Source organism: Pseudomonas sp. P135 (assembly GCF_020312125.1).
In the GTDB taxonomy this organism is placed as follows: Bacteria; Pseudomonadota; Gammaproteobacteria; order Pseudomonadales; family Pseudomonadaceae; genus Aquipseudomonas; species Aquipseudomonas fragariae.
Genome location: NZ_JAGPYR010000018.1, coordinates 71,596 through 96,908, shown reverse-complemented (window position 1 = coordinate 96,908; position 25,313 = coordinate 71,596). Strand labels below are relative to the sequence as shown.

Genomic DNA, 25,313 nt, shown 5'->3' with positions numbered 1-25,313 from the left:
TCAGTGCCCCAGGTAGACGTCGATGACGCGAGGATCGTTCTGCACCTGATCCATCGAGCCGTAGGCCAGGGTCTTGCCCTGATGCAGGACGGTGACCTTGTCGGCCACCGATTTCACGAACTCCATGTCGTGCTCGATGATGACCATCGCGCGACCCTTGGCGATGAGCTTGAGCAGGCCAGCGGTTTTCTCCCGCTCGCCGGCGCTCATGCCGGCGACGGGCTCGTCGAGCAGCAGCAGTTCCGGGCGCTGCATCAACAGCATGCCGATCTCCAGCCACTGCTTCTGGCCGTGGGACAACAGCCCTGCCTTGCGTCCCAGCTGGTCCTTGAGAAAGATCATTTCGGCGGTCTGCTCGATTTCGGCGTTAAGCGCTGCGTTCTTTCCGGCGAACAGGCAGTTGAAGATGCCGCGCTTGTCCGGCGAGGAAATGTCGAGGTTTTCGCGCACGGTGAGGTCTTCGTAGACCGACGGGTTCTGAAACTTGCGGCCCACGCCAGCGCGGGTGATCTGGTACTCGATCATGTTGGCCAGTTGCAGGTCCTTGAAACGGATGCTGCCGGCACTCGGGCGGGTCTTGCCGCAGATCATGTCGAGCAGGGTGGTCTTGCCCGCACCGTTGGGGCCGATCACCACATGCACCTGGTTCTCTTCGACGTAGAAGTTGAGGTTGTCGACCGCCTTGAAACCGTCGAATGACACGGTCAGGTCTTCGACACTCAGTAACATTGCACTCATGACTGTGTCTCCTTGTTGCTCAGGCGCTGCAGCAGCCCGGCCAGCCCGGTGGGCAGGAACAGCACCACGGCCATGAACAGGAAACCGATGAAGTACTGCCAGAAACTGACGAAGTTTTCCGACAGCCAGGTTTTTGCCGTACCGATCAACAGCGTGCCGTACACCGCACCCACCAGCGACAGGCGCCCACCCAGTGCGGCGTAGATGACGATCTCGGTGGACGGAATGATGCCCACCAGCGAGGGCGACGCCAGACCGACCTGCAAGGTGAACATCACCCCGCCCAGCGCGGAAATCAGCGCGGCCACGGCAAAAATGAAGGCCTTGAACAGCGCAGTGTTGTAGCCCGAGAAACGCACCCGGTCTTCGCGATCACGGATCGCCACGATCACCTTGCCCAGGCGGCTGCGCAGGATGAAGCCGCACATCGCGACGCTGGCCAGCAGCAACAGTGTGGTGATCAGGTAGAGAATCCAGGGTGTCTGGGGCGTCTGCAGGCTCAGGCCGAAGGCCGTCTTGAAATCGGTCAGGCCATTGACGCCGCCGGTGTAGCCCTGTTGGCCGATGATCATGATCGACATGATCGAGGCCAGTGACAGGGTAATGATCGAGAAGTACACGCCGCCCACGCGTTTTTTGAAGTAGGCATAACTGAACAGAAACGCCAGCAGTGCGGGCAGGATCAGGATCGCTGCCAGGGTAAAGGTTGCCGACTCGAACGGCTTCCACCACCAGGGCAGGGCTTCGACGCTGTTCCAGATCATGAAGTCCGGCAGTGCCGAGCCGTAGAAAGCGGCGAGGGCGCTGGCCGCTTCGTCCGTGGCGGTGGCTTCGAGTTTGAGGTACATCGCCATCATGTAACTGCCCAGGCCGAAGAAGATCCCCTGGCCGAGGCTGAGGATGCCGCCGTAGCCCCAGATCATCACCATGCCCACTGCGCAGAACGCCAGGCTCAGGTATTTGCCGGCCAGACCGAGGCGAAAATCCCCCAGTATCAGCGGCAATGCCACCAGCAACAGCAGCGACAGCCAGATCAGGCTGTAGCGCTCGATCAGCGTCAACCAGCCACCCGCTGGCTTGCCGGCGCCGGACACCGAGGCCTGCGGCCGCAGCGTCGGCTTTTCAGTCATGTCATTCATCTCAACGTCTCACTTTCGTGGCGAACAGGCCGTTGGGGCGGAAGAACAGCAGCACGATGACCACCAGCAGGGTGATCGCCTTGGCCATGGAACCGGTGGTCAGGTATTCCAGCGAAACCTGGGTCTGACCGATGGCGAACGCCGACAGGAAGGTGCCCAGCAGGCTTTCCACGCCGCCGAAGACGACGACGATAAAAGTGTCCACCAGGTACTGCTGACCGCTGACCGGGCCGGTGGACGCAAGCATGGTGAACGAACTGCCGGCAATGCCCGCAAGGCCACAGCCCAGCGCGAAGGTCACCGAGTCGACCCGCGCAGTGTTGATCCCGGCTGCACCGGCCATGGCGCGGTTCTGGGTCACGGCGCGAATGCGCAGGCCCCAGCGGCTGCGGTAGAGAAACAGGAACACCGCAGCGGCTATCACGAAGGTCAGACCGATGATGAAAATCCGGTTGAGGGGCAGCTCCAGCCCGTCGCTGATTTTCCATGCGCCCTGCAACCACTGCACGGTGGGCACGCTGACTTCCTTGGGGCCGAAGACCTGGCGGAACAACTGCTGCAGGACCAGAGACAGCCCCCAGGTCGCCAGCAGGGTGTCGAGCGGCCGGTTGTACATGAAGCGGATGCAGCAGCGTTCCAGCAGTAGACCGAAGGCAAAGGTCACCACAAAGGCCATCCCGATGGCGATGATGAAATACCAGCCCATGAGCTCGGGAAAGTAGCGCTGAAACACCACGGAGGTGACGTAGGTCATGTATGAGCCCATCGCCATCAGTTCGCCGTGCGCCATGTTGATCACGCCCATCAGGCCGAACACGATGGTCAGCCCGAGTGCCATCAGCACCAGCACGGAAAACAGCGAGAACCCGCTGAAGACTTGCATTACCAGCGTATCGAGAGTCATGCCGTCGCTACCTGTTGCTGCACATTGACGAAAGCGGGCGCGAAGCGGATCGCGCCCGGGCCGGAATCAGAGTTTCGGAAAGGGGTTGGGCTCGATCGGTGCCGACTCGTAGATCACGTCGACCTGGCCCTGCGCATTGAGGGTGCCGATGCGCGCACGCTTCCACAGGTGGTGGTTGTCCTTGTGCACCTTGATCTCGCCTTCAGGCGCATCGAGGGTCATTTCCGAGGATGCGGCGATCACCTTCGGCACCTCGAAACTGCCTGCTTTCTCGACGGCCTTTTTCCACAGGTATACCGCGGTATACGCCGCTGCCATCGGGTCACCGACCACGCGCTGCTGCCCATAGCGTGTTTTGAAGGCCTGGACGAATTTCTCGTTGACCGGGTTTTTCAGGCTCTGGAAATAGCTCATGCAGGTCAGGAAGCCGACGAGGTTTTCCGCACCGATGCCGGTAACTTCCTCTTCGGTGATCGCCAGCCCCATCAGCGTCTGGTTACTGCTGTCGATACCCGCGGCCTTGAGCTGTTTGTAGAACGCTACGTTGGAGCCGCCGACGATGGTCGACAGCACGATGTCCGGCTTGGCCGCCTTGATCTTGTTGATCACCGAGGAAAACTCGATGGCGCCCAGCGGCAGATAGTCTTCGCCGACGATGGAGCCGCCCTGTTTGGTCACCGATGCCCGCGCCAGCTTATTGGTGGTGCGTGGCCAGATGTAGTCGGAACCGACCAGATAGACGCTCTTGCCCTTGTTGGCCATCAGCCAGGTGACGGCCGCCAGGGTCTGCTGCGAGGCCTCGGCGCCGGTGTAGATAATGGCTGGGGATTTCTCCAGCCCTTCATAGAAGGTCGGGTAGTAGAGCAGGCCCTTGTTGCGCTCGAAGACCGGCAGCACCGCTTTGCGCGAGGCCGAGGTGAACGCGCCAAAGGTGACCGCGACGTGGTCGTTTTCCAGCAGCTTGCGCGCCTTCTCGGCGAAGGTCGGCCAGTCGCTGGCACCGTCTTCGACGATCGGCTCGATAGTCTTGCCCATCACGCCGCCACTGGCGTTGATCTCTTCGATGGCGAGTTTTTCCGCGTCGACCACCGAGGCTTCACTGATGGCCATGGTGCCGGTCAGCGAGTGGATGATGCCGACTTTCACGGCCTCGTCCGCCTGCGCCTGACCGATCAGGGCAAACGGCAGCAGGCTGATCGCGCCCAGCAACAGAGCATGCTTGATCAAACGGCGTTTGTCGTTGTGCATTCACTTATCTCCCAGGAATGAAAAAAGCCCGACGTCCCGGCCAAATCAATGGGCGGGAGGTCAGGCTTTTGTGCCGAATCTGGCGGGACAACTGCGTCCGATCCAGTCGTACGCGAGGTGTCTCCCTACTTGCCAAGAGGGGCGTAGGGCAAACAGCTGGCGCGATGTCTCAGGGTGAACTTAGCAAGGGCAATGCCAACTGGCGAAACGGCTCTTGGCGCGCGTTTCGAAACCCTCAGGCAGAGCCCCCCTGCATTAATTGCACGCACAAACCGACATGCGCCGCTTTGGCGCGAACAGGGCTCCTACGCACCAAAAGCGTGATGCAGAAGACCCTTTTTTCTCGCGATATGTACTCATGCATAGACTGAGATATTGTGCTTTTGCAGGAGCGAACCTGTTCGCGAAGGCACTGTTCGAGGCGACCTGGACCTCACGAGTGCACGGCCTTCTTCGCCAACGAATTCGCTTCTCCCCGACGCGCCTCGTCACGCATGGCCCGCTCCCTGCATGAGCCTGCCCGACACCCTCGCAGGGTCTCTTGCCACACGCCCATTCTCGGCAGGTGTGGAAGGCCCCTCGCACGACTGGTCCTGACACTGCCGTCACGCCAGCCCCAGGCACAACCGCCTGAGAGCCACCGTTGAATCCACGGTTATTCGCTCAGTCTTCTTTTCAGGCTCCCGGCCACCTGCGGGCGTCTCATCTCACGTGAAAGGTTTATAGGCATGACTGACCCGTCGATCCGCATAGGAGGTCTGTTTTCCAATACCGGCGTCACCGCTGCCGGTGAGTGTTCAACAATGCGCGGCGCACAGTTTGCAATTCATCAGATCAATGCCGCCGGGGGCGTGAATGGCCGTTCTCTGGAACTGATCACCCGCAATCCGGATTCCACGCCTGCGCTGTTTGCCATGCATGTCGAATCGCTGATTCGCGAAGAGAACCTGCGGTTTTTCTTCGGTTGCTACACCTCGGCGGCACGCAAGGCCGTATTGCCTGTCGTCGAACGTTACAACGCTTTGCTGCTCTATCCGGTGTACTACGAGGGCTTCGAGTATTCGCGCAACATCATCTACACCGGCGCCACGCCGAACCACAACGCGGTGCCACTGGGCAGCTACATGTTCGATCACTTCGGCAGTCGCGTGCTGATGATCGGCTCGGAGTACGTCTATCCCTACGAAACCAACCGGTTGATGAGCGACCTGCTTTACGAGCGGGGTGGCAGCAAGCTGGGTGAATACTACCTGCCACTGAAAAACGCCAGGGCAGAGGACTTCGCCAGGCTCATGGTCAAGGCCAGAGAGCTGAAACCCTCGTTCATCTTTTCGACAGTGGTCGGCGACACCATGGCGCACCTGTATCAGGCCTACGCCGATGCCGGTTTCGACCCAGCGGTCATGCCGATCGCCAGTGTCACCACCAGCGAAACCGACATTCAGCAGATGGGCGTCCATCTGGGCACCGGGCACATTTCGGCCGCGACCTATTTCCAGTCGATCGACACGCCGCTCAATCGCCAGTGCATCGCCCAGTACCGGGAAATGTTTGGCCAGCATCAGGTGACCGACCGCTGCTGGGAGGCCGCTTACTTTCAGGTCCATCTGCTGGCCAAGGCGATCGCCCGCGCAGGCAGTACCGACGTGGAGAGTGTGTTGCAGACCATGCGCGGTCTGGAATACGACGCACCGCAGGGGCGGGTGCGTATCGATGAACACAACCACCATACCTACCTGTACTCGCGGATCGGCCGTGCCAATGCCGACGGGCAGTTCGACATCCTTTACGAGAGTCAGAAAGCGCTGAAGCCCGACCCTTATGCGGTGGCGCCTGACTTCAATGGCTGGTCCAGCCTGACCGGGAGGCGTCCATGACCCTGCGTGCCGCCAAGAAACGTTTGCGCAACGACAGCGCAGGCGGCATCAAGGACCTGCGCGATATCAGCGTGCTGGTGATGCATCCCGATGACGAAGACGGTCGCAACCTGATCGCTCAGTTGCAGCGCATCGGTTGTCAGGTACGGGTGCAGTGGCCGATCCCCGAGCGTCTGCACAGCGAGGCTGATGTGATCGTACTGGCGGTATCGCCGGAGAGCCTGTCGACCAACACGCCCTGGCTGCTGCACCACTCGACGCCACCGATCATTCCGGTGATCGCCTATGAAAACCCGATCATTGTCGAGGCGCTGGTGCAGCTCAACGCCTGCTCGGTGATTCCGTCGCCAGTCCGCTCGTTCGGCCTGCTGACCGCTCTGGCCATCACCCTCAGTCAGGCCCGCAAGACGCGGGAGCGGGAAAAGCACGTCAAGCGCCTGGAAGGGCGCATGGCGGTGATGCGCACCGTGCAGCAGGCCAAGATCATCCTGATGGAAACCAAGGGCCTGTCTGAAACGGATGCCTATAACGCGCTGCGTGATCAGGCCATGGCCAAGCGCGAACCGGTGGAAAAAATCGCCGAGGCGCTGGTCAAGGCCCATGAATTGTTTCAACAAGCCTGTTCCTGACAGGTTGCAGACAAGCTTCGAGTGTCGGGCGCCGCGCCTGATCCTCTTCTGCGCGGACGGTTGCCATACGCCCTGAACCGGCAGGTATGGAACACCGCGTGGCGACCGGCGTGGACAACGACGTCCTCCGGATCGAGCCCAGGCCTGTGCGCGCCCTGCGCAGGCGGCTCCAGTCAATGACTGCCTGAACCCGGGCTGTCCTTACCGTTATCTGGAGAACACCATGTCCGTAAAACGCCCCAGCAAAGCCGACTTTCTGATTGCCGCCCAGGACCATGGCTACGACCTGTCAGACAGTCAGATGGAGTCGTTCCTGAGTCTCGCAGACGAAACTCTGGGTTCCTACGAAGCCATCGATGCCTTATACGCTGCCCATGTCGCCCAGCCGGCGCCGTTGCGCGAACACAGCAAACCGGCTGCGGCCGAGAACCTGTACGGGGCCTGGTACGTCAAGACCCACATTGCCGGTGCTGCCAGTGGCCCGCTGGCAGGCAGAACGGTGGTCATCAAGGACAACGTATCGGTGGCCGGTGTGCCCATGGCCAATGGCTCGCTGAGCCTTGATGGTTACGTGCCGTCCGAAGACGCCACGGTGGTCAAGCGCCTGCTGGCCGCCGGTGCGACGGTGATTGGCAAGTCGGTGTGCGAAGACCTGTGCTTCTCCGGAGCCAGTTTTACCTCGGCCACCGGCGCGGTGAAAAACCCTTGGGACCTGACCCGCAACGCAGGCGGCTCATCCAGCGGCAGCGCCGTGCTGGTCGCCCTGCAGGAAGTGGACATGGCCATCGGTGGCGATCAGGGTGGGTCGATTCGCATGCCGTCGGCCTGGAGCGGCATCGTCGGACACAAACCCACCTACAGCCTGGTGCCTTACACCGGCGCCTTCCCGATTGAACGGACCATCGACCATGTCGGCCCGATGGCCAATAACGTGCGTGACTGCGCGATTATGCTCGATGTGATCGCTGGCGCCGACGGGCTCGATTCAAGACAGAAAAACCCGCCAGCCGTCAGCTGCGTCGCGACCCTCGATCAAGGCGTTGCAGGCCTGAAAATAGGCCTGCTGCGTGAAGGCTTCGCGATTCCCGGCATGTCCGAGCCGCAGGTCGACGCACTGGTTCGTGCTGCCGTGGCGCAACTGGAAAGTCTCGGTGCGACGGTCGGTGACGCCAGTGCGCCGTGGCACCGCGGAGTGGCGCTGGACATGTGGAATGTCATCGCCACCGATGGCGCGGCCTACCAGATGTTGCAAGGCAACGGTTATGGCATGAATGTCGACGGCTATTACGACCCCGAGATCATGAGTTACTTCGGCGCCAAGCGTCGCGAACACGCCGATGCGTTATCCAGCAGCGTGCGTGCCGTGGCGCTGACCGGGCATTACAGCCTGAAAAACCTGCACGGTGCGTACTACGCCAAGGCGCGGATGCTGGTGCCGGAACTCACCCGCCAATACGATGAAGCCTTCAAGCAATTCGACGTGCTGGTAATGCCGACCATGCCGTTCGTGGCCACCACACTGACCGCCGCCGACGCGCCGATTGAAGAGTACGTGCACAGCGCGTTGAACATGCTGGCCAACACCGCACCGTTCGACCTGACCGGCCACCCGGCCACGTCGATACCGGCTGGTCTGGCCGAGGGACTGCCAGTCGCCATGATGATCGTCGCGCCGCGCTTCAAGGATGCCCTGGCGTTGCGTGTCGCGCAGGCTTATGAAACCGCCCGCGGAGCGTTTCCCACGCCATCAGGGGTTTGAGTCCGGAGACTGATCGAGGGGCATGCTCGCTCCATGCGAGCGGGTGTGCCTCCTGAAGAGTCAGTGACGCCGCTCTCGGGGTAAACCAACATTCAAGTGTTGGCCGCACCTTCGACCGGCAGTATCGCCAATTCGCTTTCCAGCTCCTCATCTTCCCCGATGGCAGACGCTGGAAGACGCTTTGACACCGTAACACCCAGGTTTACGAACTTGTCGACGGTCTTTGTCAGACTGCCGTGATCACCTTTAAGCGTCGTGATGCTTTCGTTATAGCTTTTCTGAACCGTGGCAATCTGGTTTCCAAGTTTGTCCATTTTCTCCACAAAAACGCGCAACTTGTCATAGACCTTGGTCGCCATACTTGCGAGCTGCAGAGTGCTGCTGTTTTGGCGCTGGATACTCCACAGGTTTGAAACAACGCGGAGCACCGGCAGCAAAGTCGTGGCCGTGATGATTGCGATACGTTTTTCATAGGCAGCCTGAAAAACGCCTGGGCTGTGCTCGGCGGCGACCAGGTAGGCAGGTTCGACCGGCATGAACAAAAATACGAAGTCCGGCGAATTGATACCGTTCAGATCGGTGTACTTCTTGTCAGACAGCGCGTTGATATGATTTTTCAAAGCCAGAACGTGGGCAGATAACGCCTTGGTACGGTCCTCGTCAGTTTCGGCAGAGACATAATCCGTGTAGGCGACCAACGACATTTTACTGTCAATGATGATGTGCTTGCCCTCAGGGAGATTGACGACGAAGTCAGGACGATTGTTTCCTGCCTCGTCATCCTTGAAGTTGGCTTCGCGCTGATATTCAAAGCCCTTACGCAAACCAGCCTGCTCGAGCAGCATCTCTACTTTTTGCTCGCCCCAAGTACCCTGCAGCTTTTTATCGCCTTTGAGTGCCTTGGTAAGATTTGACGCTTCAGTGGTGATCTGGGCGTTCAATTCCATCAGTTTGACCAGCTCGTTTTTCATCGAGCTTTGTCCTTGAACGGTATCGGAGTGAACCTGATCCACCCGTTGGCGAAATGAGTCGAGTTGGTCCTTGAACGGTTTAAGCAGGGTGTCAAGCCCTTGACGGCTCTGCTCGGAAAAGCTTTGTTGCTTGCTGTCAAAGATCTGATTGGCAAGATTTTGGAACTCTTGCTTCAATTGAACCTTGTTGTCTTCCAGCAACTGCAGTTTCTCGGCAGCGGAGTGCTGATCCCGCTGGTGGCGCATGTTGACTTCGGCAAGGCTCTGTTTGGCAATACTTAGCTCATCTCGCGTGATATTCAGTTCCTTTTCACGCTGTGCCAACGTGGCGCGTAGTCCGTCCAGTTGCTCTTTCTGCTCAGCAGCGTGGCCCAGTTGTTCTCGCTGTTTTCTGAATTCTTCTTCGGCTTTATCGATGCGCGCCTGTGAGAGGGTATAAGCGCTCTTCAGTTCCAGTAACTGATTTGCCTGCTCCTGACCTTGGCCGACCTCCATCTTGAGTTCGCCAAGCTGCATTCTTAATTTATTCGATTCACTGCTGCGATTTTCAGCAAGCGTAGTCGCCTCGGAGAGTTGTTGAATCTTATCGGACATCCTCTGTTTTTCTGCTTCCAGTGAAGTCTTGAGCTCACCCAACTGAACACTCAGTTGTTTCTCGATGTCCCGATGACGGGCAATGTCATCATGGGCCAGTTTCAACTCGTGCTGTTGCTCATCCTGCTCACGGAGCATCTGATTCTCTCGCTGCCGTGCCAAAGACGCATCGTTAAGCAGTTGCTGATGCTCTGCCTGGTGAGCCGCTTGCAGTTCGGAAACGTGTTGCGCCAGCTTGCTGGATGCAATGCGGCTACTGATCCAGAAGCCTATTGCCAGGAACAGCAAACTGAAAAGCCCGATCAGGGCTGGGGCCAAATATTGCTGTGCCATCGATAAATCCATTTTCGTTGGGTTAGGATCCAAAATGATGGCACGTTGTTCGTCTACTGAATACCGCCCAAAATAGTTTTCAATCACTGTTTCCCGGCTTTTGGGATGACCGTGTCAGTCGAATCTGCATTGCGGCTTCCATACCTCCGCTTTGGTATAGGGTAATGACTAATAAAATAAGTGTGCATAAATTGAATTTTATCCGCTGATTCAGGAGTAAGACTCATGGGTTGGCAGCCCGGTCGCCGAGCAGCGGCAGTTTCATCAGCATGTTCTTCAACGCCAGAGCATCCCATGGCAGGTGTTCGGCAATGCCAAGTCCGACCACGTCCACGACGCTGGCGACGTCTGTCAGCAAGCGGACCACCTGCTCGATAGTCATCTTGCCCTGAGCAACGCCTTCAAAGTCACTGGCCGGGACACCGGGTTGGGCAAACAGCAGAGAACGAAACAGTGCCGGGTCCAGCACGTCCAGGTCCAGATGGATCGCCAGGTGCCTTGCCCCGATGTCCTCAAGCCACTGCAGCACCGGCTCGCTGGAGTGGGCCAGCGCCTGGGCACCGGCACTGCGCAGCCGGAGACGTTTGATGAACGCGGTTTCTACCTCGAGGGTCTCCTGCAGGCCTGCATACATCACATTGGTCGGCTTGACAGGGCGTTTCACCGCGTTGACGAAATCCTTGTCACCTTCGCCCAGCAGATTGCCCATGACCATCGCATGCGCATGCTGGAAGTCTCTGGGTGTCATGACGTCCGGATGAGCGTCGACCCACAGCACCGCAAGGTCACCGTCGTAACGTTCATTCAGGTAGGCGAATGGCGCGAGGTCGACCAGACAGTCGCCACCCAGAACCACCAGCCGATCCGGCTGATGCCGGTCGATCAGTTGCCGTGCAAGGTCAAGCTGCGCGAGCAACGCATGGCGGGCGATAATGCCGTTTTCCAGTTCAAGTGGTTGATCATCGGGTTCGGTTACGGCCACGTGCTCGACAGGCCCTGACGTGTCCGGTGCCAGCCACGCCAGCAGTTGTGCGCCAAAATGATAAGGTGCGTTGTTGCCGCCCTGCCACTGGGGAAAGATCAGGCGCAGGGTCTTATCGGGGTGGGTCGTCATCGAGGTTTTCCTTCATCACCGTTCATTGGCACGGCGCGCAGAAAGCGCCGTCAGTAGGGCGGTGATACTGATCGACCCGGATGCGGCGTGCTTTGCCTGAACGGTCAATCGCTGTGCCGAAGACGCCAGTCGTCTTATCGTGGCTCCAGCAACTGCTGGGGAGGAATGCCATAAGCGTTTTTGAAGGCTCGACTGAAATGCGAGAGGTTGGTGAAGCCGAAATTCAGCGCAGCGTCGCTGACCCGGCGAACGTGGCGTTTGAGCAGTGCGTCATGGCACGCCGAAAGCCTTTGCTGCCAGAGCCAGCGAATGGCCGTAGTGCCTTCCTGTGCGAACAGTCGATTGAGTGTGCGTGGGGAGACATGAGTCGCCAAGGCAATGTTTTCGGCCGTCAGCCCTGTGTCGGGCAGATTATTCAGCAGGAACTGCTTGATGCGCTGCAGTTGCTGCATTTGATGAGACTGACGTCGGATATCGGTGTCGCCAAACACCGAGTCGAAGGCGGTAGACAGTAAGTCCAGCAGTGATGCATTGAGTCGTTCGCTCAGCGGGTCCGATAAACCCTCTGCGTTCCAGGCTTCGGTCAACACGACGGCGGCAACACGACCCAATGCCGAATGGCCATCCAGCGTCCGGCACACCAGTCGTTCGGCACTGGGGATGTGTTGCAGCAACAGCTTGCGGGGCACCGTCAGGACAATCTGATCGTCCCCTTCGGGGTAACGGCATGCGTAAGGCTGTGCGCTATCGTAAAGGACGATATCGCCAGCGCCTTGCCGGGACTCCCTGTCGTTCTGCACGACAACCGCGTCGGGACACAAAGAGAGCGTGAGGAGGAAGTGATCGCTTTCCCTGTCTTGCTGCAAGCGCCGGTAATGCAGGGGGGATGACTGGATCCGGGTGAAAGTAACGCTACCCTGACCCCTGACGTTCAGTCTGCCGTCAAACGGCGCTTCGTTCAGGGGCTGGCTGGCGACCAGGCCATACGTCGAACTCACAACCTCCTGCCAGGCGTCGAAACGATCCTCGGGTCGTAGTGGTTCGACTGGGAAAATCATGGCCATGTCTGCCTCTGCGAAGAGCGTTTTTCACGAAGTGATCGGCTTCAAGGTTATCAGACGTTGATCCAGAGCAAGACCCCTGCGTCTACAGTGCTCCAGTGTGACGAAAATAATTGATATGTCGGTGATCCGGCCGATATAGGCCTACGTATGCTGCGCTCTGCTTATCCAAGCCTTCCAGAACAGGAGTTCCATGGATCCGCGTCTTGCTGGACTTTCCTTCTTGCTGACCCTGGGCTGGACTGGCGCAGTCATTCTTGTCATCTGGTTCTATTACTGATGACGGCGAGTTGTTCAAAGCAGGTAAAGGAATGGTGTACCAGGCGCGCTTAGCCGACTACCGGCCAGGCCAAGGGGTGTCTGTGTGTGTGGTGGCGAACCAGTTGCCCTAAAGCTGTTCCGTTTGATGCCGATGTTAATGCTACAGCTACCTGCCAAGTGGAGTCGGTCATTCCATCCGACGCTGATGAACTGCAGTTTGCGCTATGGACGGCATTGAGAAAGACGATTAACCGGCTTGATCGGCAGCCTCCATAGTCCACACATCGGTGTGTCTGACAGGGCTCGCGGAAACCGGCGCTTTATAACAATACTTCCATAGATGCTTACTCGCAGAGTATTTCCACATGTCGACCACAATTGAAACCACCCACAGGGACAAGGCCGGGCTGGAACTTGATCTTCACTCGCTGATGACGGCCATTGACCGCTCCCAGGCGATGATCGAGTTCGATCTTGATGGCAATATCCTGCGGGCCAATACCAATTTTCTGGATTGCGTCGGTTATCGGCTGGATGAGGTCCAAGGTCGGCATCACCGCATGTTCTGCACGCCGGAACATGCATCCAGCGTCGAATATGTGACGTTTTGGGAAAAACTCGGCAAGGGCGCTTTCGACGAAGGGCAGTACAAGCGCCTGGGCAAGAACGGGCGCGAGATCTGGTTGCAGGCGACTTATAACCCGGTGTTCGACGAGCAGGGCAACCCGTTCAAGGTGGTGAAGTTCGCCACAGACGTCACTGCGCAACGCAAGTCCAATGCCGAGTACGAAGGCAAGGTTGCGGCCATCGATCGCTCGCAGGGCATCATCGAGTTCGACCTGAACGGTCGCGTGCTCAACGCCAACGAAAACTTTCTCCAGGTCCTGGGCTATCGTCTGGACGAGATTCAGGGTCAGCACCATCGCATGTTCTGCGAAGACGACTACCTGAACAGCCCTGCATATCGTGCCTTCTGGGCCAAGCTGGAACGTGGCGAGTATGACTCAGGCGAATACAAGCGCATCGGCAAGAACGGTCGCGAGCTGTGGATCAGCGCGACGTACAACCCGATCTTCGACCCGGATGGTCGTCCTTACAAGGTCGTGAAGTTCGCCAACGATGTGACCGAGAGCCGCATTCGTCAGGCTGAGTCCGCAGGCAAGGTAACGGCCATCGAACGTTCTCAGGCGGTGATCGAATTCGATCTGACGGGCAAGGTGCTGCACGCCAATCGCAATTTTCTGGCGGTATTCGGCTACGAACTCGATGAAATCGTCGGTGAACACCACCGTATGTTCTGCTCCGAGGAATTCGTCAGCAGCCTGCAGTATCGTGAGCTCTGGGAGAAGCTGGGGCGCGGCGAGTACGACGCCAACGAATACAAGCGCAAGCGCAAGGACGGTAAGGAGATCTGGATTCAGGCCACCTACAACCCGATTTTCGATGCACAGGGCAAACCCTACAAGATCGTCAAGTTCGCGCTCGACGTGACTGTGGCCAAGGAAACCAGCGTCGAGGACCAGGGCAAGGTGAATGCCATCGACCGCGCCCAGGCCGTCATCGAATTCGACATGGCCGGCAACATCATCACCGCCAATGCCAACTTCCTCAAAGCGCTGGGTTATGGCCTGCTGGAAATCAAAGGCAAGCATCACCGTATCTTCTGTGAGGAAGAGTATGTGCGTGGCACCGAGTACCGTGAGTTCTGGCACGGGCTGGGGCAGGGCGAGTTCTACTCCGGGCGCTTCATGCGTGTCAGCAAATACGGGCAGAAAATCTGGATTCAGGCGACGTACAGCCCGATTTTCGACCACGACGGCTTGCCGTTCAAAGTGGTGAAATTCGCCACTGATATTACCCGTCAAGTCGAGATGGAACAGGCGATAGAGGCCAAGACCCGCGCCATGGGCGAGTCGGTGAAAGCACTGATGAACGCCATTTCCTACGTCGCACAAAGCACCGAGACAGCCACCGATCTGGCCAGAATGACGCGTGAGCAGGCCAGTTCCGGTTCGCAGACGCTGGTCAAGGCGTCCGACGCGATGGGCATGATTGCCAAGTCCGCCGAGGGCATTCAGGACATCATTCAGGTGATCAGCGAGATCGCCAGTCAGACCAACATGCTGGCCTTCAACGCGGCCATCGAAGCGGCCAGGGCCGGTGAGCATGGCCTGGGCTTTTCGGTAGTCGCCGACGAGGTGCGCAAGCTGGCCGAGAAGTCCTCGCGTGCGACCAAGGAAATCAACAAGCTGATTCTGGAAACGGTCAGCCGGATCGAGTCGGGCAACGAGATTTCGCGCAGTGCCGGCGAAGCCTTCGAACACATCGTGGAAGGCGTGATGCAGACCACCCAGGCGATCGACGGGATCAATACTGCAACCGAGAAGCAACGCCTGTCGGCGCAGGAAGTCGAGACCCTGATTGTCGAGCTGCATAAAGCCAACCTGACTGGCTATACCGAAACGCTGAACAAGGTATCCATCGGACAACCTGCATGAGCAGCCTGAATGCCTATGGCGTCGTGCAGATCAATGGCGTGTATCTGGCGGTGGTTGCCGATGCGTTGATGGAGGCCGTGCACTGGCCCGCTGATCTGAATCCCCATCCGTTGACCCGGGGAGCGCTGCGCGGGGTGTTTACCTTGCGTGGCAAACCGGTGCCATTGGTCGACCTGCGGGCTCAACTGGCGGAGGGCGGCGATATGTCTTCGCCGACGCCACTGGTCGCGATTCTCAAGTATGGCGGCGGTTACCTCGGGCTGGCGATCGATGCGGTGTGCGACATTCTCAAGGCCCGTGATTCTCAGTTCAGCCCACTGGGGCCCGAGGGCAGCGCTGTCGGGCTGCTGCCCTCTCTGCTGCTCGGCTCTGAAGAGTCGCGGATGATCTACAAGCTTGATCTTGCCTTCATGAGTGGTTTGCCAGGCGTACTGTTCGCTGCCGATCCCAACGCGCAAGTGCTCAAGGACGAGGCGCTGGCCGCCAAGAACCGTTTGCTGCATTACCTGGTGTTCGAGTGCGACGGCCGTAACTTCTGTATCGATGCCAGCGTTGTGACCGAGTTGGTGGACGAACCCGAGATCACGGCGTCGGATTTTGCCAGTGACTGCTGCTTTGGCGTCACCTCGGTGCGTGGCACCAAGGTCCCGGCGCTCAACCTGTCCGAAGTGCTTGGCCTGGACCACCAGCGTCAGACGTCCAAGCCGCAGTTGCTGCTGTTGACTGCGCCGGACGGGCGGGTCTGCGGGTTCGGCTACGACCGCATGGTCGCCATTCAGCGTCAGGATCCGGACAGTCTGTTGGCGGCGCCGGGCTATGGCCTGCCGCATCCAGAGCTGCTCGCCGGGGTAATGAACCTGGAGGAGGGGCAGCAAGCCTTGTTGCTTGATCATCCGATGCTGTTGCAGCGTCCGGAAGTCAAAAGCTACACCCAGGTTTACCAACACGACGTCAAACCTGCCCAGGCCTCGCACGATGTGACCAAGGCCATGCTGCGCCACGCCTGCCTGCTGTTCGATGCGCCGACCCGCTTCGTCGCACCGTTGAGCCAGATCGTGGAAATCATGAGCATGCCGCAGCAACTGATCGGCCTGTCGCAGCCGGAAACGCATTTGCTGGGACAGTTCAATCTGCGCGGCGAACAGGTGCCGCTGATCTGCCTGAGCAGCCTGTTGGGCGAAGGGGCACAGGTCCAGGGCGAAGCGTCGCGTGTATTGATCGTGCGTGGCGAGCGGCTGTGCTTCGGTTTTGCCGTGAACCGCGTCGATGCGATCGACGCCTTCAATCAGTTCGATCCGGCCATGCTGGAACAAGGCTGGCAAGCCAGTACCGGCAAGGGCATTTCGGTCAATGACCGGGTCCGTTCGCTGGTCAGCGTCGGCAGTCAGGAGCGCAGCTGGCGCGCGACCCTGCTCGATCTGCAGGGCCTGGCCAGACAACTGGAATGCAACGTCGATCAGCGCCGCGCGGTGTAATCAGTCTGAACCGAATGCGCCGCGCGTGGCCTTATTTGAGTGTCCACCAGCGGAGTCAACGACCATGACTGACAAGAAAGACGAGAAAAAACCGGAACCGCAAAGCGATGTGCCCGCGCACTCGACGCCCGAGGAAAAGGAACGCCTGAAAGACTTCAACAAGGACGGCATCCCGCCTGGGGTTTGCTGATCAGCCTGCGGTAGTGTTCACGTGACGCCCGGTCTGTTCAGGCCGGGCGTTGTCATTTCTGAAAGCCTGACTGGGCTTTGTCTCGACTCACGCATCGCGCAGCAGGTCGTTGGCGTTGAGCAACTGATAGGCGATTTGTGGACGTGCTTCCAGGGCGCGGCGGATGGCGGCGGGTATCGATTGGCGCGTCTTGCGACACAGCCCGACCTTTTCCTCGACGACAATGCTGATGCCGCGCATGGTGCGCACTTCATTGAAGCCCGGCGCGACGTCGACACGCACGCCCAGTTGCTGGAAAATCTTGCGCTGCATGTGCTCAAGGTCTTCCAGACTGTCGATACGCTCCAGGCGATCCAGCAGGCTTTTCTCTGCGTCGCGAGACAGCAGCAGAATCCGCAGGTCTGCACCTTCCGCGTCCAGCAGCTCGCGCTTGCAGTCGCAAGCGCCGGGCGGGCAAGGGTTACGGATTTTCAAAGGCGCGTTCATGGGCGCAGCATAGCGACTGATATGGGCGTCTGACCATAGCTGAGTGCATATGCGCCGCGCAGTTAAAAAGCCTGGCCCCTGCCGATATTCGCAGCGCTCCGCCGGGGCCTTACAGGTGCCGGATCAATTCGGCCACTTCATCTCGCCCTTGATGACTTTTGCGCTCATCTCCAGCGAAGCCGGCTCGGCCAGTTGCGGCCAGGCTTTCTGCATGGCGTCGATCAGGGTGGTGGAATCCTTGGCTTTGGCGGCCTGTTCTTCGAAGGACTTCAGGTAGTCGGCGGTGAATGTCACAGCCTGGGTGCCTGACGGAATCTTGCCCAGGTAATGACCCGGAATTACGGTGGCCGGTTTCAGCGCCTCGATGCCCTTGAGTGTCGCGAGCCAGTCCTGACGCGATTTCGTGCTTTGCGTGTCAGCGATCCAGACATGGATGCCGCTGGAGACCACGACACCACCGACTACCGCCTTGAGGGAGGGAATCCATACGTAGCTGCGCTCGGGGGCCGGGCCGTTCAGGCCTTTGATCTGCAACGGTTGGCCTTCAAGCGTCAGGTGGTCGCCCTTGAGTACTTCCGGCACAACCAGGCTGGCTGGCGCATTGTCCTTGAGAATCGGGCTCCAGTAGGCAAGTTTGCCCTGCATCGACGCCTTGATCGCCTTCACGGTAGGCGCGCTGGCAACGATCTTCGCTTTGGGGAACGCAGCTTTGATGACGTCCAGACCGAAGTAGTAGTCCGGGTCACTGTGGCTGATGTAGACCGTGGTGAGTTGCTTGCCGCTGGCCTTGATCTTCTGCACCAGGGCCTCGGCGTCGTTGCGCTGGAACTGCGCATCGATGAGCACCGCGTCATGCTTGCCGGTGATCAGTTCGGATGACACCGGGAAGACGGCTTTTTCAGCCGGGTTGTACACCTCGATGGCCAAGGGGGCGGCGGCCTGGGCTGCGAGAGGGAACAGAGCAGCGAAGGACAGGGCAAGCAGGGATTTACGCAACATGGGTACGACCTTCGTTCGGGCAGGACTGAGGTGGTTATCTTAGGTTGCCTCAGCTGAAACAAAAGCCTCAGTATTGGCAACTATTGATTGCTTATATCGGACGAATCGTGGATCGGATCATAGCGGCGCGGGTATTCATCGCCATCAACGACAGGGGCAGCCTCATTGCCGCCGCCGAGGCGCTGGATATGTCTCGGGCAATGGTCACGCGGTATCTGGCGCAGATGGAGCGCTGGGCCGGAGCACGATTGCTGCACCGGACCACGCGCAAGCTCGGCCTGACCGCCCCCGGGCAGGTGACGTTGTTGCGTTGTCAGCAATTGGTCGAGCTTGCCGACGCGGTGCCGCTGGCGGCCGATACGCAAGTCGACGAGCCGCGCGGCATGCTGCGCATCGCCTGTTCGCAGTCACTGGCCCTGGCCGTTCTGGCACCCGCGGTGACGGCTTACCTGCAACGCTATCCCGGCACCTCGGCAGACCTGCTTATCGGTAACGAGGCCGTGGATCTGGTCAGCGAGCGAATCGATCTGGCGATCCGCATCACTAATCAATTGGACCCCAATGTAATTGCCCGTCCGCTGGGGCAGTGCGCTTCGGTGGTGTGCGCTGCTCCAGCCTATCTTGCCGTGCACGGCACACCGTCCAGGCCGCAGGAACTGTCTGCTCACAACTGCCTGACCTATTCGTACTTCGGCAAAAGCCTCTGGGAATTTACCCGCCAGCAGATGCCGCTCAGTGTGCCGGTCGGTGGCAACCTCAGTGCCAACGATTCAGTGGTGCTGCTGGAGGCCGCAGTGGCGGGCGCCGGTATCAGCCTGCAACCGGTGCATTCGGCAGCGCCGCTGATTGCGAGCGGCAAGCTGATCGCCCTGATGCCGGAGTACCAGCCACGGGCACTGGGGATACACGCGATCTACACTTCGCGGCACCACCAGTCGGCAACGCTGCGCACTTTTCTGGATTTTCTGACTGAATGGTTTGAGAGGGACGGAGATTAGATCACCTGCTGCGTCCAGAACGGCATGCCCGCGTGGAGCATGGGCACGATAGGGGATGCCCATCGTTCCTCACGCTCCGTGTGCGCGGTATCAGGTCTTGAACTTGCGTACCAGGCCGTCCAGTTCGCTGGACAGCATCTCCAGACTTCTGGAATCCGCGCGGGCCGAGTCCGAGAGTTGAGCGATCAACTGCGCATCACCATGGATCTGGCTGATGTGCCGGTTGATGTCTTCGGCCACCTGATGCTGTTCTTCGGCGGCAGTTGCGATCTGGGTGTTCATGTCGCGAATCACATCCACTGACTCACGGATTTGCCCGAAGCTGCTGCGTGCCTGTCCGATCTTGGTCACCGACTGCTGCGACACGTCGAGGCTGGCATGCATCTGTTGCGCCACCGAGGCAGTACGTTTGGCCAGGTTGCCCAGCAGGCTGTCGATTTCGGCGGTCGAGTCCGAGGTGCGTTTGGCCAGTGCGCGGACTTCGTCGGCTACGACGGCGAAGCCGCGGCCCTGTTCGCCCGCACGTGCTGCCTCGATGGCGGCGTTGAGCGCCAGCAGGTTGGTCTGCTCGGCAATCGAGCGGATGGTGTTGAGGATCGACTGAATGCCTGCGCTGTCTTTTTCCAGTTGCGTCATGTCCTTGGCCGAGCGGGTGAGTTCTTCGCTGAGCTGGTCGACGCTGCGCACCGCATCGTCGATCTGCCGCTGACCTTCACGCGCCTGTTGCTGACCGTTGTCTGCCGAGTCGGCGGCCTGGCTGCAGGAGCGGGCGACTTCATTGGAGGTGGCGACCATTTCATGAAACGCCGTGGAGACCATATCCACCGCTTCGCGCTGCCGGCCAGCAGCTTCGGCCATGTCGTTGGAGACACGTGTCGAGCTGTGTGAGGCTTCGAGAATCTTCCCGGCGGCCTGACCGATGTGCTGGATCAGGCTGCGAATCGCGGTCAGGAACTTGTTGAACCAGCCCGCCAGTTGCGCGGTTTCATCCTTGCCGCGCACGGCGAGGTTCTGAGTCAGATCGCCTTCACCGCCCGCGATGCCTTCCAGGCCGCTGGAAACGCTGTGGATCGGACGCACGATAACGCGGGCAAAACTGGCACCGACAATCGCAAAGACCACCGCCAGCACCGCCGCGATGATGCCGATCAACCAGGTCAGGCGGGTGGCCGAGGCCATCACTTCGTCCTGTTTGATCAGGCCGATGAAGTTCCAGCCCAGTTGTTCGGACGAGTAAACGTTGGCCATGTAACGTTCGCCGTTGAGTGTCACCTCGACCAGACCACTGGCGGTTTTCGCCAGCTCGCTGAAGCCGTCGCCCAGTTCACCCAGTTTCTTGAAATTGTGCTCGGGCTGTTTGGGATCGACCAGCACCGTGCCGTTCTTTTCCATCAGCATCAGATAGCCGCTTTCGCCCAGTTTGATCTGCTTGACGATGTTGGTCAGCTGCTTGAGCGATACGTCGATATTGACCACGCCGCCAGGGTTGCCCAGTTTGTTGGGAATCGCCCGGATGGTGCTGACCAGTACAGCATCGTCGTTGGCCCAGTAATAGGCATCGCTGCGCACAGTCTTGCCGGCATTGGCCATTGCAGTCTTGTACCACGGCCGCACACGCGGGTCGTAGTTGCTCATTTTCGGGTCTTCCGGCGTCATGATGTAGCTGCCGTTGATCAGACCATAAGAGACGTAGGAGTAGGCCGGGTGAGCCTTGGCGATACTGGCGAACAGCTCGGTCGCCTGCCTGTCATTCTCGGACTGCGGAGGAGGCGTTGCGCCCATGTAGTTGCGGAAATCGTCGCTCGCCCCGGCGATCAGCGGGTGCGCCGCGATGTAATTGACGTTCTGCGTAATGCCGTCGAAAAACAGCTGCATGGCGTTGTCGACCTGGCGAATTTCACGCGCGCTGCTGTCCACGAAATCACTGGTCGCCTTGTCACGCAGGTTCACGACCACGATGGCGGCGACGACTAATATGGGCAAGCACGCAATGACTGCGAACGCCCACGTCAATTTTTGTTTGATATTCATTCGAGCTCCGGGATGTCCGTTACTGCCGCAAGTGTTGGGCGCTGCATGGGTACAGTCTGCGCCCCGAGGCGTTGGCCTGAAGGGCGCTCTTATGGTCTACCAACAGTTCAACGGCTTTATGCCAGCATTCTTTAGGCGGCGTGGCGGTAACAGACACTTGTTGTCGTTCATGAGCACGAAACGACCTTTGCTCACTGATGCAGTAACCTGTTGTTCATACGTAGCGCCCTCCAAACTCGGTCATGGCATCCAGCATTGCGTCCTTAAAGTAAGCCAGTGAAGCCCGGTCAAAGAGGATCTGGAAACAGGGTTCGGCCTGCGCGCCGAGGTTGATGACGATCACATTGATGCGCGCTGCCGAGGTCTGCGCCACCGAACCGGGAGCAAAAGCCCCCGGGCGCAGATCCACGCCACACAGTTTGGCCATCACCTCGGCGATACACTCGCCACTCAGTTGCAGCCAGGCATGGCTGTCTTCGCGCGGCAGCAGGTAGTTGGCGCTGTGGTCCAGCTCCCAGCGAGCTTCTTCATCGGCGATGCGCTGCCCGTCATCCAGCGGGCTGCCCAGCAGCAGGTATTCGGTCTGCGAAAGGCGTGCGACCTGGCTGCCGTCCGCCTGTGTGATGGCTCGGTTCGGTGCCTCGGGCAGGCTGAAACCGCGTGCCGTCAGGTAGTCAGCGCTTTGCGTGCCGCGAAATCCCACGCGTGGCCGATCGGTCAGGTCTTGCAGTGTGCACAAGGCCCGCGGGTTGGCGCCGACAGGACTGTTCTGGATAAGGCTGGTCATGGGTCAGAGCTCCTGGCGCTGGTTTTCAGGGTCGAAGAACGGCAGTTTGACGACGGTTGCCTGAACCACCACACCGTCTTCGACGCGGATCGGAATCTGCTGGCCGGGTGTGCTCTGGTCGAACGCGGCATAGGCCATGCCGATGATCATGCCCAGGGTCGAGGAGTACTCGCAGGACGTCACGTTGCCACTGATGTCCGGGCCTTTGAGCACCAGATGCCCCTCAAGCGGCAGCGGGCTGGCTTTGGGCAAGGTGAAGCCAACCAGCTTGCGCTTCTGCGGCTGGGCTTCGAGGATGTCCACCGAGCGGCGGCCGACGAAGAAAGGCTTGCTGCGGCTGACCGCCCAACCCATGTCGATCTCGGCCGGATGGGTCATGCCATCGGTGTCCTGACTGATGATGACGTGGCCTTTTTCCAGACGTAACAGCCGTTGCGTCTCGACGCCGAACGGACGCATGTCGAAGGCCTTGCCAGCCTCGACAAGTGCATCCCAGAGCCTCAGCGCGTGACGAGCGGGGACGTGGATCTCGTAGCCCAGTTCGCCGACGAAACCGACCCGCAACAGCCGCGCCTTGATGCCGGCGACCGTGCCCAGGCGCACGCCAAGATAAGGGAAGCCTGCGGCAGACAGATCAAGGTCGGTACAGACCTGCTCCAGCACCTTGCGCGAATCCGGGCCCGCCACGTTGACCGCAGCAATGGCCGCCGTGACGTTGGTGATGTCCACGTTCAGACGCCACTGGGCATTCCACTTGAGCATCTGCTGATAAATGCGATCCACACCGCTGGTGGTGGCGGTGACGTAGAAATGCTGGTCGGCAAAGCGCGCGCAAACGCCGTCGTCGATGACCACGCCTTGCTCGTTGGTCATCAGCGCATAACGCGAACGCCCGACCGGCTGTTTGAGAAAGGCGAAGGTATACAGGCGGTTGAGCAGCTCGGCGGCGTCGGGGCCGCGTACGTCCAGGCCGCCGAGTGTCGACACGTCGATGATGCCGACCTTGTTGCGCACGTGCAGCGCTTCCTGCTGCATGCAGGCATCGCGTTGCGAGGGTTTGCCATAGAACGCCGGACGCTGCCAGATCCCGGCAGGCATCATTTTCGCGCCTGCCTGCACATGACGCTGGTGCATGGGTGTCTGCCGATACGGATCAAAGGCACGGCCTGCAACGTGTGCCAGTTTCTCTGCCTCGAAGGGCGGCCGGGCTGTGGTCACGCCGGTTTCACTGATACTGCGCTGGGTCGAAGCGGCCACCAGTCGTGCGGTCGGCAGTGCCGAGTGACGACCTTGTGACGGGCCCATGCCTACCGTGGAATAGCGTTTTACCAACTGGATGTCGCGATAGCCGATGCGCGTGGCATTGACGATATCGCGTACCTGAAGGTCTTCGTCGAAGTCGACAAAATCCTTGCCGTCAGGGTGCGGGAAGATCGGCCAGGCGAAGTTGACCTGCGCTTCACTGCGCAGCGCGGCTGGGGTGTCAGCCGAGGTCAGGCCCAGTGCCGAGACCACGCTGGCGGCGGCATGCGCGGCATCGGCCAGTACATTGTCCAGCGCGTGGTAACCGTTGACCGAGCCCGCGATGCCCAGGTTCTGCGGCAGGCTACTGATGGCGAATTCGGCCTGTTCATCGTCATAGGCCAGCTTGCCGCCGGCCTGACACAACAACTGGTAGACCGGCATATAGCCGCCGGACATGCACAGCAAGTCGCAGTCGACACGCGAACCGCTGTTCGCCACCTGCCCCTGGCCGGTGATCTTGCGCAGCTCGGCGCCGCTCACATGGCGCATGCCTTTCTCATGCAGCGCTTCATAGACCGTTGTGTTCACGTGGCAGACGATGCCGCGCTTCTCCAGCGCAAGCCGCAGCGTCCGGTCCGACGGGCTGCTGCGCATGTCGGCCACTGCAACCACGTCGACGCCCTGATCGTGCAAATCCAGTGCGGCGAGGTAACCGTCATCATTGCCGGTCAGCACCACCGCGCGTTTGCCGGGCTTGACGGCGTACAACTTGATCAGACGCTGTGCAGCACTGGTCAGCATCACGCCGGGGAGGTCGTTGTTGCGGAAAATCACTGGCTGATCGAACGAGCCACTGCACACCAGGCACTGCGTGGCGCGCACCTTGTACAAACGCTTGCCCTGAATCACCGGCAGGTAGTTGTCGGTGAACCAGGCATTGCAGGTCGCCTGTTTGAGCACCTGGATATTGTCATGTGCTTCTACCGCAGCGACCAGTTCACGCCGCAGTTGCTCGGCGCGCAGGCCGTCGACATCGAAGCGGGCATACGCCAGTGAACCGCCGAGGATGGGCTGCTGTTCGATCAGCAGCACCTTGGCGCCGGCATTGGCGGCGCTCAGTGCCGCCTGCAAGCCGGCAGGTCCTGCGCCAATCACCGCCAGATCAGTGAACAGGTAGGCCTTGTCGTAGTACTCGGGCTGGAAGGTCAGGTCCAGCACGCCAAGGCCGGCCTTCTTGCGAATGATCGGCTCCCAGACCTTCCACATGCCCTTGGGCTTGTAGAACGAGCGATAGTAGAAGCCCACCGGCATGAACTTCGAGAACTTGCCCAGGTACGCGTCCCGATCGTTGTCCAGCGAGCCGGTGAAGTTCTGGCCTGAGGCCTGCAAGCCTTCCTGCAGGGCAACGGTGTCGGCCATTACGTTGGGCTCGTGAGGCAACTGGATCAGGCTGTTGGCATCCTGCCCGGCCATGGTCAGCGGGCCGCGCGGGCGGTGGTACTTGAACGACCGCGAAAGCAGGAAGCGACCGTTGGCCAGCAGGGCACTGGCAATACTGTCGCCCTGCAGGCCCTGATAGGTTTTGCCATCGAAGCTGAACGTGAGCGGCCGGGTGCGATCGATCAGCAGGCCCATGGGCGCGGGCAGGCGGGCGGGGGTGGTCATCCTGCGATCTCCTTGGAGGCGAGAGGGGCGAAGTCGATACGTACGGTAAATAGTTCGCGTGGGTCGAAGGTGCGGATGATCTCGTCGCTGCCAGTGTGGCGCTCGGCCAGGAACCAGTAGCTGGAGGGGGTGTGCATCCACCACTCGCGCACCACGCCCAGCGTGTCCTCACTGTTGAACACGTAATCGGCCCACTCGCTGTCGCTGCAGGTTTGCGGGTCGGGCATGTGTTTGAATTCTCCGCCGTAGGTGAACTCGCTGATGTTGCGCGGCCCGTTGAGCGGGCAGGTCATGATTTTCATGTGTCGCTC

The 25,313-nt window shown here is 59.8% G+C and carries 20 protein-coding genes and 2 pseudogenes; 8 read left to right on the top strand and 14 right to left on the bottom strand.

What is annotated here, in order from left to right:
* The 4 genes from urtD to urtA form a co-directional block, all read right to left on the bottom strand.
* The gene (urtD, locus tag KBY08_RS22025) at nt 1-738 is read right to left on the bottom strand and encodes an urea ABC transporter ATP-binding protein UrtD (RefSeq protein WP_011267502.1); all 738 of its coding nucleotides are present in this window, start codon (nt 736-738) and stop codon (nt 1-3) included.
* Nucleotides 735-1,877 (bottom strand): urea ABC transporter permease subunit UrtC, encoded by a 1,143-nt coding sequence (gene urtC, locus KBY08_RS22020; protein WP_103359192.1) that lies wholly within the window; start codon nt 1,875-1,877, stop codon nt 735-737. Before urtC ends, urtD begins: the two co-directional genes overlap by 4 nt.
* 1 nt (nt 1,878) lies before the next feature.
* The gene (urtB, locus tag KBY08_RS22015) at nt 1,879-2,781 is read right to left on the bottom strand and encodes an urea ABC transporter permease subunit UrtB (protein ID WP_058399467.1); all 903 of its coding nucleotides are present in this window, start codon (nt 2,779-2,781) and stop codon (nt 1,879-1,881) included.
* A 66-nt stretch (nt 2,782-2,847) separates the two neighbouring features.
* Complete coding sequence (gene urtA, locus KBY08_RS22010; protein WP_011267505.1) at nt 2,848-4,029, bottom strand: urea ABC transporter substrate-binding protein; 1,182 nt, start codon at nt 4,027-4,029, stop codon at nt 2,848-2,850.
* A gap of 728 nt (nt 4,030-4,757) precedes the next feature.
* Between urtA and KBY08_RS22005 the strand changes: the two genes are divergently transcribed.
* From KBY08_RS22005 to KBY08_RS21995, 3 genes are all read left to right on the top strand, one after another.
* Nucleotides 4,758-5,906: a transporter substrate-binding domain-containing protein gene (locus KBY08_RS22005; protein ID WP_024638470.1), complete on the top strand. Its 1,149-nt coding sequence runs from the start codon at nt 4,758-4,760 to the stop codon at nt 5,904-5,906.
* Nucleotides 5,903-6,535 carry an ANTAR domain-containing response regulator gene (locus KBY08_RS22000; RefSeq protein ID WP_003407311.1) on the top strand — a complete coding sequence of 211 codons (633 nt, stop codon included), beginning with the start codon at nt 5,903-5,905 and terminating at the stop codon, nt 6,533-6,535. The genes KBY08_RS22005 and KBY08_RS22000 overlap by 4 nt, the downstream gene beginning before the upstream one ends.
* Before the next feature lie 223 nt (nt 6,536-6,758).
* Nucleotides 6,759-8,294: an amidase gene (locus tag KBY08_RS21995; protein WP_032626197.1), complete on the top strand. Its 1,536-nt coding sequence runs from the start codon at nt 6,759-6,761 to the stop codon at nt 8,292-8,294.
* Between the two features lie 92 nt (nt 8,295-8,386).
* On the opposite strand, the gene rmuC is transcribed toward KBY08_RS21995, so the two are convergent.
* The 3 genes from rmuC to KBY08_RS21980 all read right to left on the bottom strand — a co-directional run bounded on the left by rmuC (nt 8,387) and on the right by KBY08_RS21980 (nt 12,370).
* Nucleotides 8,387-10,279 carry a DNA recombination protein RmuC gene (gene rmuC / locus KBY08_RS21990; RefSeq protein WP_225651258.1) on the bottom strand — a complete coding sequence of 631 codons (1,893 nt, stop codon included), beginning with the start codon at nt 10,277-10,279 and terminating at the stop codon, nt 8,387-8,389.
* 136 nt (nt 10,280-10,415) lie between these two features.
* On the bottom strand, nt 10,416-11,306 hold the full coding sequence (locus KBY08_RS21985; RefSeq protein ID WP_024652285.1) for an arginase family protein: 891 nt from the start codon (nt 11,304-11,306) through the stop codon (nt 10,416-10,418).
* Nucleotides 11,307-11,440: 134 nt separating this feature from the next.
* Nucleotides 11,441-12,370, bottom strand: coding sequence for a helix-turn-helix domain-containing protein (locus KBY08_RS21980; protein WP_111522598.1), 930 nt, complete (start codon nt 12,368-12,370; stop codon nt 11,441-11,443).
* Nucleotides 12,371-12,993: 623 nt separating this feature from the next.
* Here KBY08_RS21980 and KBY08_RS21975 point away from each other — a divergent pair.
* The 4 genes and pseudogenes from KBY08_RS21975 to KBY08_RS26445 form a co-directional block, all read left to right on the top strand.
* Nucleotides 12,994-14,451, top strand: a pseudogene (locus KBY08_RS21975) (PAS domain-containing protein); the annotation flags it as partial.
* Between the two features lie 48 nt (nt 14,452-14,499).
* On the top strand, nt 14,500-15,126 hold the full coding sequence (locus KBY08_RS26940) for a methyl-accepting chemotaxis protein (protein ID WP_371134797.1): 627 nt from the start codon (nt 14,500-14,502) through the stop codon (nt 15,124-15,126).
* Nucleotides 15,123-16,601 (top strand): chemotaxis protein CheW, encoded by a 1,479-nt coding sequence (locus KBY08_RS21970; protein ID WP_011267514.1) that lies wholly within the window; start codon nt 15,123-15,125, stop codon nt 16,599-16,601. Before KBY08_RS26940 ends, KBY08_RS21970 begins: the two co-directional genes overlap by 4 nt.
* Nucleotides 16,602-16,665: 64 nt before the next feature.
* Nucleotides 16,666-16,791: a hypothetical protein gene (locus KBY08_RS26445; RefSeq protein WP_003315538.1), complete on the top strand. Its 126-nt coding sequence runs from the start codon at nt 16,666-16,668 to the stop codon at nt 16,789-16,791.
* An 87-nt stretch (nt 16,792-16,878) separates the two neighbouring features.
* Here KBY08_RS26445 and KBY08_RS21965 read toward each other — a convergent pair whose 3' ends face one another.
* Nucleotides 16,879-17,277, bottom strand: coding sequence for a hypothetical protein (locus KBY08_RS21965; RefSeq protein ID WP_011267515.1), 399 nt, complete (start codon nt 17,275-17,277; stop codon nt 16,879-16,881).
* 123 nt (nt 17,278-17,400) lie between these two features.
* A complete protein-coding gene (locus KBY08_RS21960) occupies nt 17,401-18,276 on the bottom strand; it encodes an MBL fold metallo-hydrolase (protein ID WP_111522599.1) in 876 nt (291 codons plus the stop codon).
* A 107-nt stretch (nt 18,277-18,383) separates the two neighbouring features.
* Here KBY08_RS21960 and KBY08_RS21955 point away from each other — a divergent pair, with 107 nt between their 5' ends.
* The gene (locus tag KBY08_RS21955; protein WP_240875712.1) at nt 18,384-19,274 is read left to right on the top strand and encodes a LysR family transcriptional regulator; all 891 of its coding nucleotides are present in this window, start codon (nt 18,384-18,386) and stop codon (nt 19,272-19,274) included.
* A gap of 90 nt (nt 19,275-19,364) precedes the next feature.
* On the opposite strand, the gene KBY08_RS26935 is transcribed toward KBY08_RS21955, so the two are convergent.
* From KBY08_RS26935 to KBY08_RS21935, 5 genes and pseudogenes are all read right to left on the bottom strand, one after another.
* The gene (locus KBY08_RS26935) at nt 19,365-20,093 is read right to left on the bottom strand and encodes a methyl-accepting chemotaxis protein (protein WP_371134796.1); all 729 of its coding nucleotides are present in this window, start codon (nt 20,091-20,093) and stop codon (nt 19,365-19,367) included.
* A 129-nt stretch (nt 20,094-20,222) separates the two neighbouring features.
* Nucleotides 20,223-21,149, bottom strand: a pseudogene (locus tag KBY08_RS26930) (cache domain-containing protein); the annotation flags it as partial.
* Between the two features lie 370 nt (nt 21,150-21,519).
* A complete protein-coding gene (locus KBY08_RS21945; RefSeq protein ID WP_060405982.1) occupies nt 21,520-22,092 on the bottom strand; it encodes a sarcosine oxidase subunit gamma in 573 nt (190 codons plus the stop codon).
* Between the two features lie 3 nt (nt 22,093-22,095).
* Entirely contained in the window at nt 22,096-25,002 is a 2,907-nt protein-coding gene (locus KBY08_RS21940) for a 2Fe-2S iron-sulfur cluster-binding protein (protein WP_111522601.1), read from the bottom strand.
* Nucleotides 24,999-25,304 carry a sarcosine oxidase subunit delta gene (locus tag KBY08_RS21935; protein WP_024638459.1) on the bottom strand — a complete coding sequence of 102 codons (306 nt, stop codon included), beginning with the start codon at nt 25,302-25,304 and terminating at the stop codon, nt 24,999-25,001. Before KBY08_RS21935 ends, KBY08_RS21940 begins: the two co-directional genes overlap by 4 nt.
* Between the last annotated feature and the right edge of the window lie 9 nt (nt 25,305-25,313).